Origin of the sequence: Bacillus sp. SH7-1 (assembly GCF_008042405.1) — a bacterium.
Classification (GTDB): Bacteria; Bacillota; Bacilli; order Bacillales; family Bacillaceae_G; genus Bacillus_A; species Bacillus_A thuringiensis_N.
Map to the genome: position 1 here is coordinate 46,111 of NZ_QNUD01000055.1, position 14,552 is coordinate 60,662.

Consider the following 14,552-nt stretch of genomic DNA (forward strand, 5'->3'; position numbering starts at 1 on the left):
AAGCAACGAAACGTATACAAATACTAAAAAGAAAAAAAGGTGATAAACATGAAAGAATCAAATCAACTACAAGAAAGAGCATTACAACTATTACAAGAACGTGGTGTAACAATTGACGATATTGCTGAGCTTGTTCATTTTCTTCAAAAAAAATATCATCCAAATTTAGAGATGTCAGAATGCCGTTATAACGTTGAGCGTGTATTATCAAAACGTGAAGTACAAAATGCACTAATTACAGGTATCGAACTCGATGTTCTTGCTGAAAAAGGAATGTTAAGTGAGCCGTTACAAGATATCGTAAAACGTGATGAAGGCTTATACGGAATTGATGAAGTTATCGCACTTTCTATCGTTAATGTGTACGGCTCTATCGGTTTCACGAACTTTGGATATATCGATAAATTAAAACCTGGTATTTTAGAATACTTAAATGATAAATCATCCGGAAAGGTACACACATTCCTTGATGATATCGTTGGCGGAATTGCTGCCGCTGCTTCAAGCCGTTTAGCACACAGAGCTGAGCATTCGGAATAATAAAATATGAAAGACCGTCAGTTTCATACTGACGGTCTTTCATATTCCATGAGCATAAATTCTCTTCCGCGGCTCAAAAAAATAGGTCCTTGTTGAAATCCTATTTTTTTATATAGCGTAATCGCTCTTGTATTAAATGTCGCTACACTAAGTCGAAACGTTTTCGGCTTATATTCTTTAACAGCAAAGGCTATCCCAGCTTGAAAAAACATTTTCCCCAGCCCTTTCCCTGTTAACACTGGCTTCATGCCAAGTCCGATATCAATTACTTCTTCTCCACCATATAAATTTGCATCTCTTCCCCCTGGCACTTGTGCATTTTCCCCAAAACAAAAATAGCCGATAAACTCCCCATTATCGTCACAACAGCCGTAATACGTCCCATCTAATAATTCTTCTATTACTTCTTTCTCACCTGAAAAATCATACAAATTATAAGGTTCTTCGTACGTCCACGTATTTATCTCATTTGCTTCTTCTACCGTTAACTTATGTATATCCATCCTTCTCTCCCCTTATCAAATATTCTATATATACTCATTCATTTTTCGTGCCTCATTTCCCTCTAATTGCAATATGCAGAATTACATACGCACAGCCATTAAACAAGTGGTACAATTTATTTGAATCGCTGTTGCTACACTTCTTGATTAGAGAAAAGGCGTTAACACGGAAATTAGCGTCTTATCAACCTCAAGCAATTGGCACATTTTGTCATATTAAAAGACACTCGAAAGAGTGTCTTTTTTTCTATATCCAACAAGGACTTACTCATTTCAAAGTATAAATACATAAAATAATGTAAATCATTACACACATGAATCACTTGCTAAAAGTTATAAAGTAGATTCAAAATAAAAAAGCACCCTTAACTAGAGTGCTTTTTACTTTCAAACAAGGAGGCTACATATATGGATAGTACTCTCGTATTTAACTTCGGCATTGGTATTGTCATCATTTTATTTGTTTTCTTTGTTCTTTGTATAAGCGGGGTGTGAATAAAAAAAAACATCACTTTACATGTAATTAAAGGTTGAAAAACTTTTTTTTTGCTAATAAACACTTTATATATTTGTATTTCTTGATTATTATATTAACTATATCCATTTTTTAGGATAAATCTATATTTATGAAATTAAAATAGTATAAAGCATGAAACAGAGGTGGCATTTTGAAACTAGGTGAAAGAATACGACAAATTCGAATACATCGTGAAATGACACAAGGAGAACTAGTGAAGGGCATATGTTCTATTACATATTTAAGCAGAATTGAAAATGGTCAAATAAAGCCCTCTCAATCTTTCCTGCAAAAAGTCGCAAAAAAACTTGATATAGATGTAAATCACCTTATCAAGGTAAATATGCATAGTGCAGAAGAGACAATATCTAATATTGCGGATCGCTACAAAGAGACAAAAGAATTAGCTGAAAATGAAGTTTCTATTTTAGAACTACACGCACGCGAAATGCATCCAACTTCTATACTTTTAAAAATTTTTGGTGTCTTAGTTCATTATTATGTCCGCTCTGAATCAATTAAAAAAGCTCAAACGATTTACAATCATTCTACAAATTTAATACCAAGTCGTCCAAATAATCAATTCGCTTCCGATTTTTTATATTATTACATAGCATGTGGAAATTATTTTTACTATATACAAGATTTCCTTAAGGCAAATGAACATTATGTACAGGCTGATAAATTATTGACTTCTGAAGAAACCCTACAACGCGCCGACTTATACTACAATATGAGCCTAGTAAAACAACGTATTATTAATAGTCAATCTGTCAGCTTAGCCTATTCAAAAAAAGCTTATAATATTTATCAAAAATTGAATATCCCTTCAAGAATAACAGAAACTCTTATAACAATATGCGTTCAATATCATTTAGACGGAAACTACGAAGAATCATTAAAATATTTAAAAAGAGCTGAAGAATACATAAAACCTCTTAATGATCCCAATCTATTAGCGATGGTTGAATATAATTATGGAAGAGTATTCCAAGGACTAAAAGAGTACGAAAAAGCTATTCACCATTTTAATAATACACTTGAGATTAATGAAAGCTTACATCAACATATGGATAAAATATATGCTTTGCGAAGTCTCATTGAAATTTATTTAGAATTAAAAGAATGGGAGCAAGTAGATAAATATATGTCAACCGCTCTACAAATTGTTGAAACTTATGATATTTCCTCAATACAAGTTGAAATTTATATGTACAAAGCACAAATACTTAAGACTCGTGGCGATTACTATAGTTACGAAAAAGAAATGCAAAATACAATTCAGTTAGGTATAGATAAAAATCAATATGTTCGTACAAAACAACTGGCTACCGAATTGGGAGATTATTATTACGACATTAGGGCATATAAACAATCTGCTAAATATTATAAAACGGCTTTAAATTGTTGCATTGATATAAAATAACTCTATTAACTTACGTTGTAAAATAAGAGCTATTTTTTATGTAAATAATGCATTTAAATTTAACTAATTTTTACTTATTCTTTTTAACTACCCCTTTGATTTATATTTTAATTAACAAAACAACTCAAAGGGGTAGAGAAAATGTTAAAAATTAAAGCTTGTATCATGTTTTTATTGATTGGATTACTTTGTATTAGCTCATACAATTTTTCAAATCACTCAACGACAACACATACAAAAACACTTCATTTAGCAGAACTACAACCAAAGCCTCATTCTCCCGCTGTCCCAACTGAAATTTCAAAACCTCATACAATTTAACATCTATACTTCAACGAGCCTCCTTATAATAAAGGAGGCCTTATTTTGTTCTAAAATATGAATTTAAAATAAAAAAACTTACTTGATTTTTATAAATCAAGTAAGTTTTTTTATTAATCCACCAGTATGTTTAAATAACGGGATGCGATTTATTGCTTTTGCATATATATTAGAATCATCATGTACTTCATTAACTGTATTTATCGTAATCCACCCGTGGTAATATGCCCAAATCCCAATCTCCACACGATGATTAATATTCCACTTTTCTTTAATAGATGCTATAATTTCGCCAACTCGTCTTCGGCTAATATACAATGTTTTAGCAATATCTTTATCCTTCATACCTTTAGATACCAGAATAGCTACTTCTTTTTCTTTTTCACTCAATATTGGATTCATCATTCATTCTCCTCTTATTATATTATTTATTTATAATCCATTGGTATAAAAAAATTGCTGATAAATTATAATGGTATAACCCAGACTCTTTTACAGTATTCTCTTCAAAATCACATGTTAATTCACCGTGAATGTTTAACAATTCATTCATTCTATGAATCATATACATAAGCTCTTCTTCTATTCTCATATCTATATCTGCCGGACTAACATGTACTAGATTATTTAACTGTATAGCGTAACCAATCGCTAATGAGGCGTTATGATTTTTTTCTTTCTCTAAATTTTTAACGTCATCAATACGAACCAGTTTCTCTCCCTCAAAGTCAACGATATATACTCCAGGCTCATTTACATTCGTAACAGTTAAAGAATCTAAAATTACAATCGTAGGAACTATTAACGTTTTTTGAAAATCTATCTTTTTGAAAACCCCATATAGTAATTGAACCAATACATTAATATGAATATTAAGTTGTCTTTCAAAATTCACTACACTTAGATCTTCATTCGTTTTTAAAATGTTATATGATATTTCGCATTTTCTTTTTTGAGAGAATTGTTCTATTCCAATAATTTTCGGGAAAATTTCTTTTATACGTACCTTTATTTCGTTCTTTTCCATTATTTTTTCACCCCCGCTATTCATTTTCTAACTTTAATTTATAGCTTTTTGTTGGTTAATTAATAGAAGTTAAATACAATAAAAAAAATACAAATAAATTAAAGATTTACATATCAAATTTAACTAAGGATATGCTTTATTGAGTAATATTTCCTCCTCACTTTTCATCACGCGAACCTATGATTTACATATTTGTGAAAAATAAAAAAGACCGTATTTGAAATACGGTCTAAACAAAATATTATTAGCCTATTTTATGCAGAGAGTTCTTTTAACGTATCGCTTAATTTAAATTGACGAAGTTGGAATGCTGCAATACTCGCTGCACCTGCTCCAAGTAAAATACTTGCAATAGCAAGGAAAATAATTTGATCATACGGAATAATAAAGGTAGTTAATTCTAGTCCTGATAAAACAATATAACTAAAAATTAACCCCCCTCCAATTCCAATAACTCCTGCTATAGCTCCAAGTAGCGTCCCTTCCAACCATACAATTCTCCTCATTTGCTTCGGTATCGCACCTACTGCACGAATCATACTAATTTCAGCACGTCTTTCATGTAGACTTGCTACAATTGCATTCATTAAACCTATTCCTGAGATAACAAAAATAATACCCACTAGTAAGCGAATTAAAGTAACCATTTGTGACAACAATTGTTGTTGTTCTTGTAAAAGATCATTACTATTAATTACTTCTACATTATCTCTTCCACCTGTAATGCTCTTTACCCCTTCTTTTATTTTCTCAAAAGGAACCTTTGAATCAGTCATTATTTGAATAGATTCATATCCTTTTAGATTAAATTCACCCTGAGCCCATTGTTCATTTACAAATACATATGATCCCTTTAGACGTAAATCCTTTTCAATAATCGAAACAATTTTTATCTGTTGTACTTGTTTTCCCTTTGCTTGTATAGAAATGGTCTCATTCAGCTTAATTCCTAAATTTTTAGCAGTTTCTTTTGTGATAACTCCTTCTCCATTTTTTAATGGAGTACTCAATTCTCTTCCAGATACAACATTCATTCTCGTAATTTTTTGGAATGCAACAATATCTACTCCTGCAACTTCCATTAATTCATAATCAAGTTTACGAGTTTTCATAAACTCATACCACTCTTGGTTTGCCTTTTTAAAGTTATAATCAATTAACTTAGATGTAGAATCTGGAGCTATTCCTACGCTTTCTTTTATACCGTTAACTTTTTGAACTTTAGATAACCAGCTGAAAGGTAATGATTCTGTTTCCTGTACCTCAACAGGAACACGGATTACTAAATCTGCCGGCAAATTCTTCTCTAGTCCTTGCTTCATGCCTTCATACATAGAATTCACGTACATTGTACCTACAAGAGACAGCATGAATCCAAATGCCAATATTGCAACTGAAACAGCAGCTTTTTGACGATAACGTACTACATTTCGGCTACTAATAGCCGTTTCAACACGAAATATAGCTTGAAACGGTTTAGAAACAATTGGAGTAAGTACGCGAATAAATAAAGGTATTGTAAACAATAAGCCAATTGCAAAAAAGATTGCCCCAATTGCACTAGGATTAAATCCTATATATTTTTCAATAAATGATCCACCCAGACCAATTAACGTACCGATCAATAAAATACAAACACTAATTATACTCCATTTTCTTTCCTTCTTTTGATCACTTGGAAGTCCAGGTCTTAATGCTTGAACTGGTGGAATCTTTCTTACCATAAACGCCGGAATGATTGCTCCTACTACTGACATAATCATTCCTAGGACAAAGGTAATAAGTAAAAGCGTTCCTGAGATAGCAAATACTTCGTTCCCTGTACTTTCAGCATTCACCCATTGATTTATAAAGGATGCGGTAACTTGATGTGTAGAAGCACCTAAAATTACCCCTGCCAAAGAACCAATACCTCCGATAAACAATGCTTCTAATAGTACAACCATAATAACTTGGTTCGGATTACTGCCAAGCGCTCTTAGAAGTGCCCATTGCTTAAATCTGCTACGAACGGATAAGAAAAAGCTTCCCATAATTAAAAGTGCTACAACGAATAATGCAATTCCACCAAGGCTAAATATTAATGGTTTCATGACATTTAATCGCTCAAATGCTTTATCTACATATGTACGTTGATCAATTTTCACATCTTCCAGCTTCTTATTTAAATTAGAAGCTATTATTCCTTTTACACTCGGATCAAACACTTTTATTTGAACAAGATTGAACTTTCCATTTAACTGTAATTCATCTTGTAGCCAACGAATAGGGAAATAAGCACTATGTCCCATCGCTGCCATTGCTGGAGGATTTAATACCCCAACAACTTTAACTGACTTTTCACCGTGTGGAGGAAATGGTAACTTTATTTCCTCTCCTACCTTTATATGCTCCCGCTCAGCATATCCTTTTGTAATAGCAACTTCTGCTCCTTGTTCTGGATATCTTCCTTCTGCCAATTTATAAGAAAGCATGTCCGGAGAATCTTTTTCAACTCCCCAATACGATGGTTTTCCAGTAAGCTCTGGCTGGTTTGGCATTGGATATGGAATTAATATTTTCGATATTTTTTCAGCGTTTTCTAAACTATCGATTTTTTTTAGTTCTCCATCATTTAAGTATGCATCATTTTTCACATACCCAAATTGCATATCATAATCACCATAACGGCTTACTACTTGTTGATGAACTGTTTGCTCTACAGATTGATTTCCAAGCAATAGCATAGTTGCCAACATAACACCTAGAGCCGCTCCAAGCGCAATTAACATATTTCTTAACCAATTTTGTTTAATTGATTTCGCTGCATACTTAATTGCCCAATGCATCGTCCCTACCTCCTACCTTAAAGTGCGTATTCATAATTTCTTGAATACGAGCAACTTGTTGAGAGATATTACGGAATTTCCACCCCTTACTTTCCGCATGCTCATAAATAATCTGACCATCTAATAAGAAAATCACCTTATCTGCATGAGCAGCAACAAATGGATCATGTGTAACAACAACAGCGGTTTGTCCTAACTCATCACAAGCATTTCGCAAAGCAGCAATAATATTTTTGCTATTTTCAGAATCTAAAGCCCCTGTTGGTTCATCGGCTAATATAATAGCCGGCTCATTCGCAAAAGCTCTTGCAATTGCAATACGTTGCTGCTGACCACCTGATAGCTGAGACGGAAGATATTTTTCTTTTCCCTTTAAACCGACAATCTCAAGTAAACGCTTTGCTGTAACTGTTGCTTTTTTTTGAGATACATTATCTAATAATAATGGTAAACCAACATTTTCTTCCGCATTAAAAACTGGGATTAAATTGAACTGTTGAAAAATAAAGCCAATTTTATGTCTCCGAAATAACGCAAGCTCTTTTTCTTTTAATGATGATATTTCTGTATTTTCTATCCGAATGTTACCCTTTGTTGGTAAATCTAATCCTCCGAGTAACTGCAACAATGTCGTTTTACCAGATCCACTCGCCCCCATAATACAGACAAAGTCCCCTTTTTGAATCTGAAAATCTATTCCTTTTAAAACTTTTGTTTCACTATCACCAAGGTCAAATGATTTTTCTAGTCCTTCAATCTCAATAATGTTCATATCATATACCCCTTCGCCTTAGATTTTTTCTCTCTCTACTAACAATATACATTTTTAAATAATAAGAATATATGAATTAAATACTTTCTCAACTTTATACAGAAAATTTTTAACCATGTAACTTTTTAGGTTTCTTATTTTCTAATCTATAAAACCATAACTCTAATGTTGCAATTGTCCACAAATAGTCAACGTTATTCGTTTCTCCTTGTCTCCATAAATGAAGATCTTTTTTGAATCCCTCATGATCAACCAATCCGAGATCAGCTAAATATCCTTTACTATATGCTTTAGCCATTTCTGGCCATTCACGTTGTAAACCAGAATAAATTACAGAGTAGTGAGCTGTTTTATCAATTCGCTTTCGAATTGGTTCTGGTAGTATTTCTTTCATAGCATTTTTTAATATTAATTTTTTAATAGATCCTTGTAATTTTTGCTCCATTGGTATAGCAATTAAGAATTCTACTAATTCTCTATCAAGAAACGGATGTCTTGCCTCCATTCCTAGTGGAGCTGCGATATATTGATCGATAAAAGGAGTAATATTCGTTGTGATTTGATTTTCTTGTTTCCCTCTTGCTAGTCTTCCTCGTGCAATCCCCTTAACCGTCATAGCATCTTGAATATCTTTCGCTAGCCAAGGGCTAGCGTTCATCTGTACTTTTTTGAATAATGGATGGATTCCATATTGAAGAAGATTTTTAAAGAATGGCTCTTCCCTTAAATACGCTAATTGTTTTACATCTCTAATTGCCTTCCCCCATTTGAAATTCCAAATATAATCGGAAATTACTAAGTTACTTCCAGAAAGTACTTCATCTCCCCCAGCTCCAGTTAACATTATATTTGAATTTGCTTCCTTCGCTTTCGCATATAAACTTTCTTGTACTCCAAAAGTAGAAGCATTTACAAATGGCTCTGCTGTAGATGGTGCATCATATGGGAAGTTTTTAAAACTCCATAAATCATCTGCTACAATTTCACGTGAGCGAACATTGTATTTTTTATTTATTAATTCAATGTACTTCCTTTCATCATCTGAAGCGTATTTATCGAAAACAAGGGATACAGGGAAAAATTCTGTTTTGTTATTTTTTTCGTTTAGTAACTGTCCAGCTGAGAAAATACTCGTTGAATCTAGTCCACCACTCATAGCAACTGATACTGGTGAATTCGATCGCATACAATCTTTCACGGCTTGGAAAAAGATTTCACGAAAACGTTCTTCATAACTTTTCGAGTCTGAATATTCAATGTTTTTAATTTGCTCAATATCCCAATATTTCTTTACTTCTAAACGTCCCTCCTGCAGGATTAAAATATGCGCTGCTGGCAGTCTCTTAACTCCCTCATACGGAGTCTTATCTGTTCTAACAAATCCTTGTTCTGTAATGTATTCAATAAAATATTCTCTGTCCCATTTCAATGAATGATTTGTACCATATATAAGTCCTTCTAACATGCTAGAAAACTCTAGGTTTTTACCATTCCATTTATAAAACAATGGTCTAAATCCTAAATAATCTCGGCCACAAAGTAATCTTTTTACATTGGCATCCCATATAGCAAAGGAAAATTCTCCATAAATATATTTTGGAAAATCGATTCCCCATTTTCTATACGCCTTCCATAACAGCTCCACATCTGTTTCTTGAATGGAAGAATGCATACCACTTTGATTAAATTCATTAACTAATCGTTCTCTACGATCTAGCCTTGCATCGGCCATAATCGTTATTCCTTCTTTAGAAAAAGGTTGTCGTTCTCTCATTGATTCGGTTGTTAAATTAAGCGCATTAAAGCCAAAACCAATTTGTTCTTCTACATATACTTGTACGTAGTCATTCCCTCTCGTTAAGTTTTCATTTATCATACGCAATACAGTAGCCCGATCCGGGATGAGGTTTTCTTTATAATACACACCAGTAATTCCGCTCATTTTTGGCCTCCTATTCTTAATACCTCAATATAAGATTCTTTTACAGTTTGTATATCATTTACAACTGATCCATCATGTTCTAACCAAGCGTGTGAGCCAAAAGGAAATTTTTTAACCCCTATTACTAATTCAGCAGGAAGTCCCCATTTACGTACTAACTTAAAACCAATTAAGGAACGATGTAAACACTGGGCATTTCCGAAAAACCAAAAGCATACTTTATCAATTTTGTTTAATAATCGTGTTAACTTCTCTTTCTCCATGTCCCCTTCTTGATTTAATTGCCCATATTTCGAACTGTATAATTCGGTTATATAACCAAACTCATATTTTTTTAGATAATAATTTACTAATAACGTTTCATAAATAATCTGGATATATTTCATCATTTTTGATCACCTTGATAGACTAATGATTTCTCTTCTAATTTACTCAAAAAGCTCCCAATATCATTTTTTACAATGTCTAGCTGCGAGCTATCTATTTCATAATTATTTTTTACTAATTCAATAATCTCATCCGCACTTAACTTATTCTCAATTTGTTTCCAAACAAAAGACCCCATTTCATCGAGTCCAAAATATGTGCCTGCTTTCGTATCTAATAATACTGCCTCTCCATCTACTTCAGTAAAAATCACACTGTCTTTCTTCACATATGTTATCATTCTTTTTCCTCCTCATTATCCTACTTTTATAGTATGTCTCTCATTTTGACTATTATAAAGTGCTTTGAATTTCCCATCTATTTGCATCAATGTATCAAAATTTCCTTGCTCATATATTGTTCCTTGATCTAGTAAAAAGATATTATCACATTCCGTAATCGTTGAAAGACGATGTGCAATAATAATAGCCGTTCTATCTTTTAAAATATTAAAAATTGCCTTCTTTACTGCATTCTCCGAAAAGGCATCTAATGAAGCTGTAACCTCATCCAAGATGACAACTCTACTATCTTTTAAAAAGATTCTCGCTATCGCTATTCTTTGCTTTTGCCCCGTTGATAGTCTAAACCCCTTCTCTCCAACGATTGTGTCATACTGATCTTCCATTTCCATAATAGCGTCATGGATATATGCCTTTTTAGCAGCATCCATAATTGCCTCTTCTGTTACATCTCCACATCCATAAGCAATATTATCTCGAATAGACATATGGAATAAGAATGGTTCTTGTGGTACATAGCTTATTAAGCGAGTAAAAGTTTCCCTATCAAAATGTTTAATATTAACTCCATCAATGAAAATTTCACCCGTGGTAGGCTCACACAGCCTACTCATCAAATTAGCTATAGTTGTTTTGCCTCCACCACTTTCTCCAACAAGTGCAATTTTTTGACCAGCCTGTATTTGAAATGACATATTATTTAAAACTTTAGATTGCTCATCATAACGAAAATCTACATTATCAAATTGAACTTCACCTTTTATCTCTTTTCCTTCATATCCTTTTTTTGGAAACTTTATTTCATCTTCACTGTCTCTAAATTCTAACAACCGCTTTAATGCTTTCATAAAAACAGGTATTCTTGTCCATACACCTGCCAATGTTTGTGTTAGATCTGATAATTGCACTAAGTAAGTAGAAAATGCCACTACCGTTCCAATACTAATTTCTCCTTTTGCTACCTCTGTACTAGCTACCCAAAATACTGCTATAGGTGCAAATACAGCCAGAAAGCTAGTCAATGCTCCCATTCCTTCCATCAGAGTTGTGCTAAAAATGTTATATTTTGAGATAGATGTAATAATTTTTTTAAAATGGTTTCGTTCTGTCTCTTGTGTTCCAAGCGTCTTTATTAAAAAAATCCCATTCATATTCATTGTTTCTTGAATTTTAGATATAGATTCCGCCCTATAATTCCATGATTTAACATTTATAGGTACTGTCCAACGAGAGAAAAATGGACTGGGTAATAAAATTAAGGGAACAAATAACAATGATGTAAATGTTAAACTAGGACTAAGCATAAACATTGTAAATAATGTTGTACTTAGTAAAAATATTTTCGAAGCAAATTGGGTTGTAATTGTCGATAAATGTGAATTCACTTCTCCCGGCTCTTGTAAAACACGCTGCAAAACTTGACCGCTCTTATTACTAATGAAGAAATTCATTGATTTATCCATCACTCGGTTATACATTTCTAACTGCAAAATATTAGATGTTTTCTCTGATAAGGAGCTTGAGAAGTACCGTAATAAGAGATTCGCGATTCCAAATAAAAGTGGCAATAACGCAAAAGCCATTAAAAGTACCGTTAAAGAGTATTCACTGTTTCCTTGCAAACCATGATCGATTATCTCTTTTAAAACGAGCGGTGATAACGGCCCAAGTAAACTCGTAACCCCGATACAGAGTAAGACAATTAAAGCTGTTTTCCATTCCTTAGAAATTGTTTTCACAATCCATTTCACTGCATAAATATCTTCTTTCTGAATTTTCATTCTTTTAAACATATACGTCTCTCCTTAAACGAGATAAGTGTCAGGAAACAAAACTAGAATACCAAACATAACAAACATCGCAACATTTCGAGATACATGTTTCATCGTGATTTTTTCCGCTGAATGAAGACCAAAACATCCACAACCATTCGGTTGTACTTGATTAACCTTGATCGCCATTAGCAAGGCGAAACAAAATTGCATACACGCACCAATTAAAGCAGCAGTAAAAATGTTAGATCCACCGATAAAAAGCCCTACTACTACCGCGACCTCAATAGCTGGTACTATTATTGTTATAAAAGGAATCATAAACTTTGGAAATACTTTATAATCTTCAATAATTACTTTAAACGCATATACATCCTTCAATTTTCCAATCGAGCTTCTAAAATAAACAATAGCCCCTATTAAACTCAATAAACGAATTGCATATTGCAAACTAATACTTAAAGATTCTTCCATTCTTTTTTCACCTCTTTAATAAAAGATTCATATTGCCCTAAATCTGTTTTTTGTATTTCTTGCATCGGATCAAAGTTCTTCACACTATGTCCATCATGAAATACAAGTAACGCAGGAACGTCAGAATGTGATACGTAACTTTGTTGTGAACGAGAATCAATTGCTACAAATGGTAATCCTGCCTTCTCTACAATATTTTTAACCTTTGCAAAAATTTGCATGCACGAAGTACACTTAAATGAATCAATAATAAAAACTACCATTTTTTCTCCAGAATCTATCCTCATTTTCGTTTTTTCATACTCTTCCAATTGGTTTACAACTTTTTGATATTTAAAATATTTATTCCCTAAAAGAATTGCAACAACTAAGAAAACTAATCCAACAGGTATAGCATTCATGCTTGCTATACTATCTGTAAATTCATGCAACACTATGATCACCACCTAAATCTCCAAATTTTATTGTTTGAATCACTTGATCACACACTTCATTTAAATATGAAAACTCTTTTGGATATTCAAGACTGTATACTGGTATTTCTTTAAATATGGAAGAAGAAAAAGTGCTCATATACTGGATTGTCGTTTCTGGATTAATAATTCCTAAAGTAAATGTATTAGCAAGTATATGAATCAGTTTTTCATGTCCTTGTAATTGCTTTACTTTAATATCACCAACAGAATCGTTATACGGTTTAAGTAGAAATAATCCTTTTAATTTTTTTGTGTCTTTACATGCGTTAGTTTCGTCTAATGAATACACTTGTTTTGTTGCCCCTTCAGCGAGTGAATCTTCATTAATGAATGTTTGTTGTGAGGCTATCGAAATAGAACTTTCATCCAATTTTAAAGCTGCATAACCTGGATGAACTAAAACTACATCTTCTCCTATAGAAAGAGGCATCACATCATCTGTAAAGAATTGCATTCCTTTCTCCATTAAAGCAATTTGAATGGTTGATTTCCCAACTCCTGGACCAGCCATAAATCCCCAGGCCCCTTCTTCATGAGTTATTCCACTAGCATGTATAGGAACAATTCCTCTAACTTGTAATATATAAGGTAAGACAATTCCAACAAAACAAGCTGCTATATCTTGTTCTGAACTACAGTAGGTAAATCGTATAAAGTTTACACTCTTACCATCTGCTAAGATTTCATATTTACCAGTTAAACAATTTACATACGTATGTTTACTATGGTGCTCTTGATTAACATAGTCATCAAACTCTTTAAATGGTAAATCTAATACCTTTTCTTTATCAATCTTAAAGAATAGATCAATCTCCTTTTCTTCCTCTAAATTAATATGATTGATTACTCCTACAGGTAATGCAACTTCACTAGCAATTTTCAAGCCATAAAATCGATAATAAAACATATTTCCCCCTCCTAACTACACTGATTATTAATCAATATTTTTCCTGTTTGTTTGTCATCATTAATGGACAATATATATAAGGTTTAGGACGATTTAATTTACTTATAAGATGGCACTCTTCAGCAAATTTAATATCTCCTACCAAAATATCTGATGTATTTTCAAGTCTCTTATTTGAAGGTTTCATATAATTATTCAATTTCACTGTCCTCCCAAAATGTAATAGTTGAGAAAAAACTTATCCACATTTTAAATCCATAAGATAATAGGATAACAACAGGGCTAATTTTCTAATTTGAACTTTTGAAGAACCTGTTGTTATCCCATTTACTTTTCATACACTAGATTAGCAGTCGCCTGCTTCTCCTTTATATGCATC

General features: G+C 32.7%; 16 protein-coding genes. 3 read left to right on the forward strand and 13 right to left on the reverse strand.

Translation table 11 applies throughout. The annotated features are described in order from the left end of the window. Positions 1–48: 48 nt before the first annotated feature. On the forward strand, positions 49–540 hold the full coding sequence (locus DN390_RS29225) for a phosphatidylglycerophosphatase A family protein (RefSeq protein WP_087959426.1): 492 nt from the start codon (positions 49–51) through the stop codon (positions 538–540). Positions 541–563: 23 nt separating this feature from the next. On the opposite strand, the gene DN390_RS29230 is transcribed toward DN390_RS29225, so the two are convergent. After that, complete coding sequence (locus tag DN390_RS29230) at positions 564–1,043, reverse strand: GNAT family N-acetyltransferase (protein ID WP_147809211.1); 480 nt, start codon at positions 1,041–1,043, stop codon at positions 564–566. Positions 1,044–1,711: 668 nt separating this feature from the next. Between DN390_RS29230 and DN390_RS29240 the strand changes: the two genes are divergently transcribed. After that, positions 1,712–2,986: a helix-turn-helix domain-containing protein gene (locus DN390_RS29240; protein WP_071737382.1), complete on the forward strand. Its 1,275-nt coding sequence runs from the start codon at positions 1,712–1,714 to the stop codon at positions 2,984–2,986. 141 nt (positions 2,987–3,127) lie between these two features. Continuing rightward, on the forward strand, positions 3,128–3,307 hold the full coding sequence (locus DN390_RS29245) for a hypothetical protein (protein ID WP_071737381.1): 180 nt from the start codon (positions 3,128–3,130) through the stop codon (positions 3,305–3,307). Between the two features lie 96 nt (positions 3,308–3,403). Here the strand turns inward: DN390_RS29245 and DN390_RS29250 are convergent, their stop codons facing one another. From DN390_RS29250 to DN390_RS30935, 12 genes are all read right to left on the reverse strand, one after another. Continuing rightward, complete coding sequence (locus DN390_RS29250) at positions 3,404–3,709, reverse strand: response regulator transcription factor (RefSeq protein ID WP_147809212.1); 306 nt, start codon at positions 3,707–3,709, stop codon at positions 3,404–3,406. Positions 3,710–3,731: 22 nt separating this feature from the next. Beyond that, entirely contained in the window at positions 3,732–4,334 is a 603-nt protein-coding gene (locus tag DN390_RS29255) for a hypothetical protein (RefSeq protein ID WP_147809213.1), read from the reverse strand. A 254-nt stretch (positions 4,335–4,588) separates the two neighbouring features. Then, positions 4,589–7,162 carry an FtsX-like permease family protein gene (locus tag DN390_RS29260; RefSeq protein ID WP_147809214.1) on the reverse strand — a complete coding sequence of 858 codons (2,574 nt, stop codon included), beginning with the start codon at positions 7,160–7,162 and terminating at the stop codon, positions 4,589–4,591. Beyond that, positions 7,146–7,934 carry an ABC transporter ATP-binding protein gene (locus DN390_RS29265; RefSeq protein ID WP_071737378.1) on the reverse strand — a complete coding sequence of 263 codons (789 nt, stop codon included), beginning with the start codon at positions 7,932–7,934 and terminating at the stop codon, positions 7,146–7,148. Before DN390_RS29265 ends, DN390_RS29260 begins: the two co-directional genes overlap by 17 nt. A gap of 109 nt (positions 7,935–8,043) precedes the next feature. Then, positions 8,044–9,876, reverse strand: coding sequence for an asparagine synthetase B family protein (locus tag DN390_RS29270; RefSeq protein ID WP_098265694.1), 1,833 nt, complete (start codon positions 9,874–9,876; stop codon positions 8,044–8,046). Next, positions 9,873–10,265 carry a lasso peptide biosynthesis B2 protein gene (locus tag DN390_RS29275; RefSeq protein WP_147809215.1) on the reverse strand — a complete coding sequence of 131 codons (393 nt, stop codon included), beginning with the start codon at positions 10,263–10,265 and terminating at the stop codon, positions 9,873–9,875. The genes DN390_RS29270 and DN390_RS29275 overlap by 4 nt, the downstream gene beginning before the upstream one ends. Beyond that, a complete protein-coding gene (locus DN390_RS29280; protein WP_097950965.1) occupies positions 10,262–10,543 on the reverse strand; it encodes a PqqD family protein in 282 nt (93 codons plus the stop codon). The genes DN390_RS29275 and DN390_RS29280 overlap by 4 nt, the downstream gene beginning before the upstream one ends. 15 nt (positions 10,544–10,558) lie before the next feature. Then, positions 10,559–12,337 carry an ABC transporter ATP-binding protein gene (locus DN390_RS29285; protein WP_147809216.1) on the reverse strand — a complete coding sequence of 593 codons (1,779 nt, stop codon included), beginning with the start codon at positions 12,335–12,337 and terminating at the stop codon, positions 10,559–10,561. A gap of 12 nt (positions 12,338–12,349) precedes the next feature. After that, a complete protein-coding gene (locus DN390_RS29290) occupies positions 12,350–12,790 on the reverse strand; it encodes a MauE/DoxX family redox-associated membrane protein (RefSeq protein ID WP_088326892.1) in 441 nt (146 codons plus the stop codon). After that, positions 12,775–13,224, reverse strand: coding sequence for a hypothetical protein (locus tag DN390_RS29295; RefSeq protein ID WP_147809217.1), 450 nt, complete (start codon positions 13,222–13,224; stop codon positions 12,775–12,777). The genes DN390_RS29290 and DN390_RS29295 overlap by 16 nt, the downstream gene beginning before the upstream one ends. Further along, on the reverse strand, positions 13,214–14,173 hold the full coding sequence (locus DN390_RS29300; RefSeq protein WP_098265695.1) for a hypothetical protein: 960 nt from the start codon (positions 14,171–14,173) through the stop codon (positions 13,214–13,216). Before DN390_RS29300 ends, DN390_RS29295 begins: the two co-directional genes overlap by 11 nt. A 31-nt stretch (positions 14,174–14,204) precedes the next feature. Further along, positions 14,205–14,372, reverse strand: a complete 168-nt coding sequence (locus tag DN390_RS30935; RefSeq protein ID WP_170955065.1) for a hypothetical protein — start codon at positions 14,370–14,372, stop codon at positions 14,205–14,207. Positions 14,373–14,552: the final 180 nt, after the last annotated feature.

Coding starts and splice junctions, on each gene's coding strand:
- DN390_RS29225 (WP_087959426.1), top strand. CDS start 49: ATGAAAGAATCAAATCAACTACAAGAAAGAGCATTACAACTATTACAA.
- DN390_RS29230 (WP_147809211.1), bottom strand. CDS start 1,043: ATGGATATACATAAGTTAACGGTAGAAGAAGCAAATGAGATAAATACG.
- DN390_RS29245 (WP_071737381.1), top strand. CDS start 3,128: ATGTTAAAAATTAAAGCTTGTATCATGTTTTTATTGATTGGATTACTT.
- DN390_RS29250 (WP_147809212.1), bottom strand. CDS start 3,709: ATGAATCCAATATTGAGTGAAAAAGAAAAAGAAGTAGCTATTCTGGTA.
- DN390_RS29255 (WP_147809213.1), bottom strand. CDS start 4,334: ATGGAAAAGAACGAAATAAAGGTACGTATAAAAGAAATTTTCCCGAAA.
- DN390_RS29260 (WP_147809214.1), bottom strand. CDS start 7,162: ATGCATTGGGCAATTAAGTATGCAGCGAAATCAATTAAACAAAATTGG.
- DN390_RS29265 (WP_071737378.1), bottom strand. CDS start 7,934: ATGAACATTATTGAGATTGAAGGACTAGAAAAATCATTTGACCTTGGT.
- DN390_RS29270 (WP_098265694.1), bottom strand. CDS start 9,876: ATGAGCGGAATTACTGGTGTGTATTATAAAGAAAACCTCATCCCGGAT.
- DN390_RS29275 (WP_147809215.1), bottom strand. CDS start 10,265: ATGATGAAATATATCCAGATTATTTATGAAACGTTATTAGTAAATTAT.
- DN390_RS29280 (WP_097950965.1), bottom strand. CDS start 10,543: ATGATAACATATGTGAAGAAAGACAGTGTGATTTTTACTGAAGTAGAT.
- DN390_RS29285 (WP_147809216.1), bottom strand. CDS start 12,337: ATGTTTAAAAGAATGAAAATTCAGAAAGAAGATATTTATGCAGTGAAA.
- DN390_RS29290 (WP_088326892.1), bottom strand. CDS start 12,790: ATGGAAGAATCTTTAAGTATTAGTTTGCAATATGCAATTCGTTTATTG.
- DN390_RS29300 (WP_098265695.1), bottom strand. CDS start 14,173: ATGTTTTATTATCGATTTTATGGCTTGAAAATTGCTAGTGAAGTTGCA.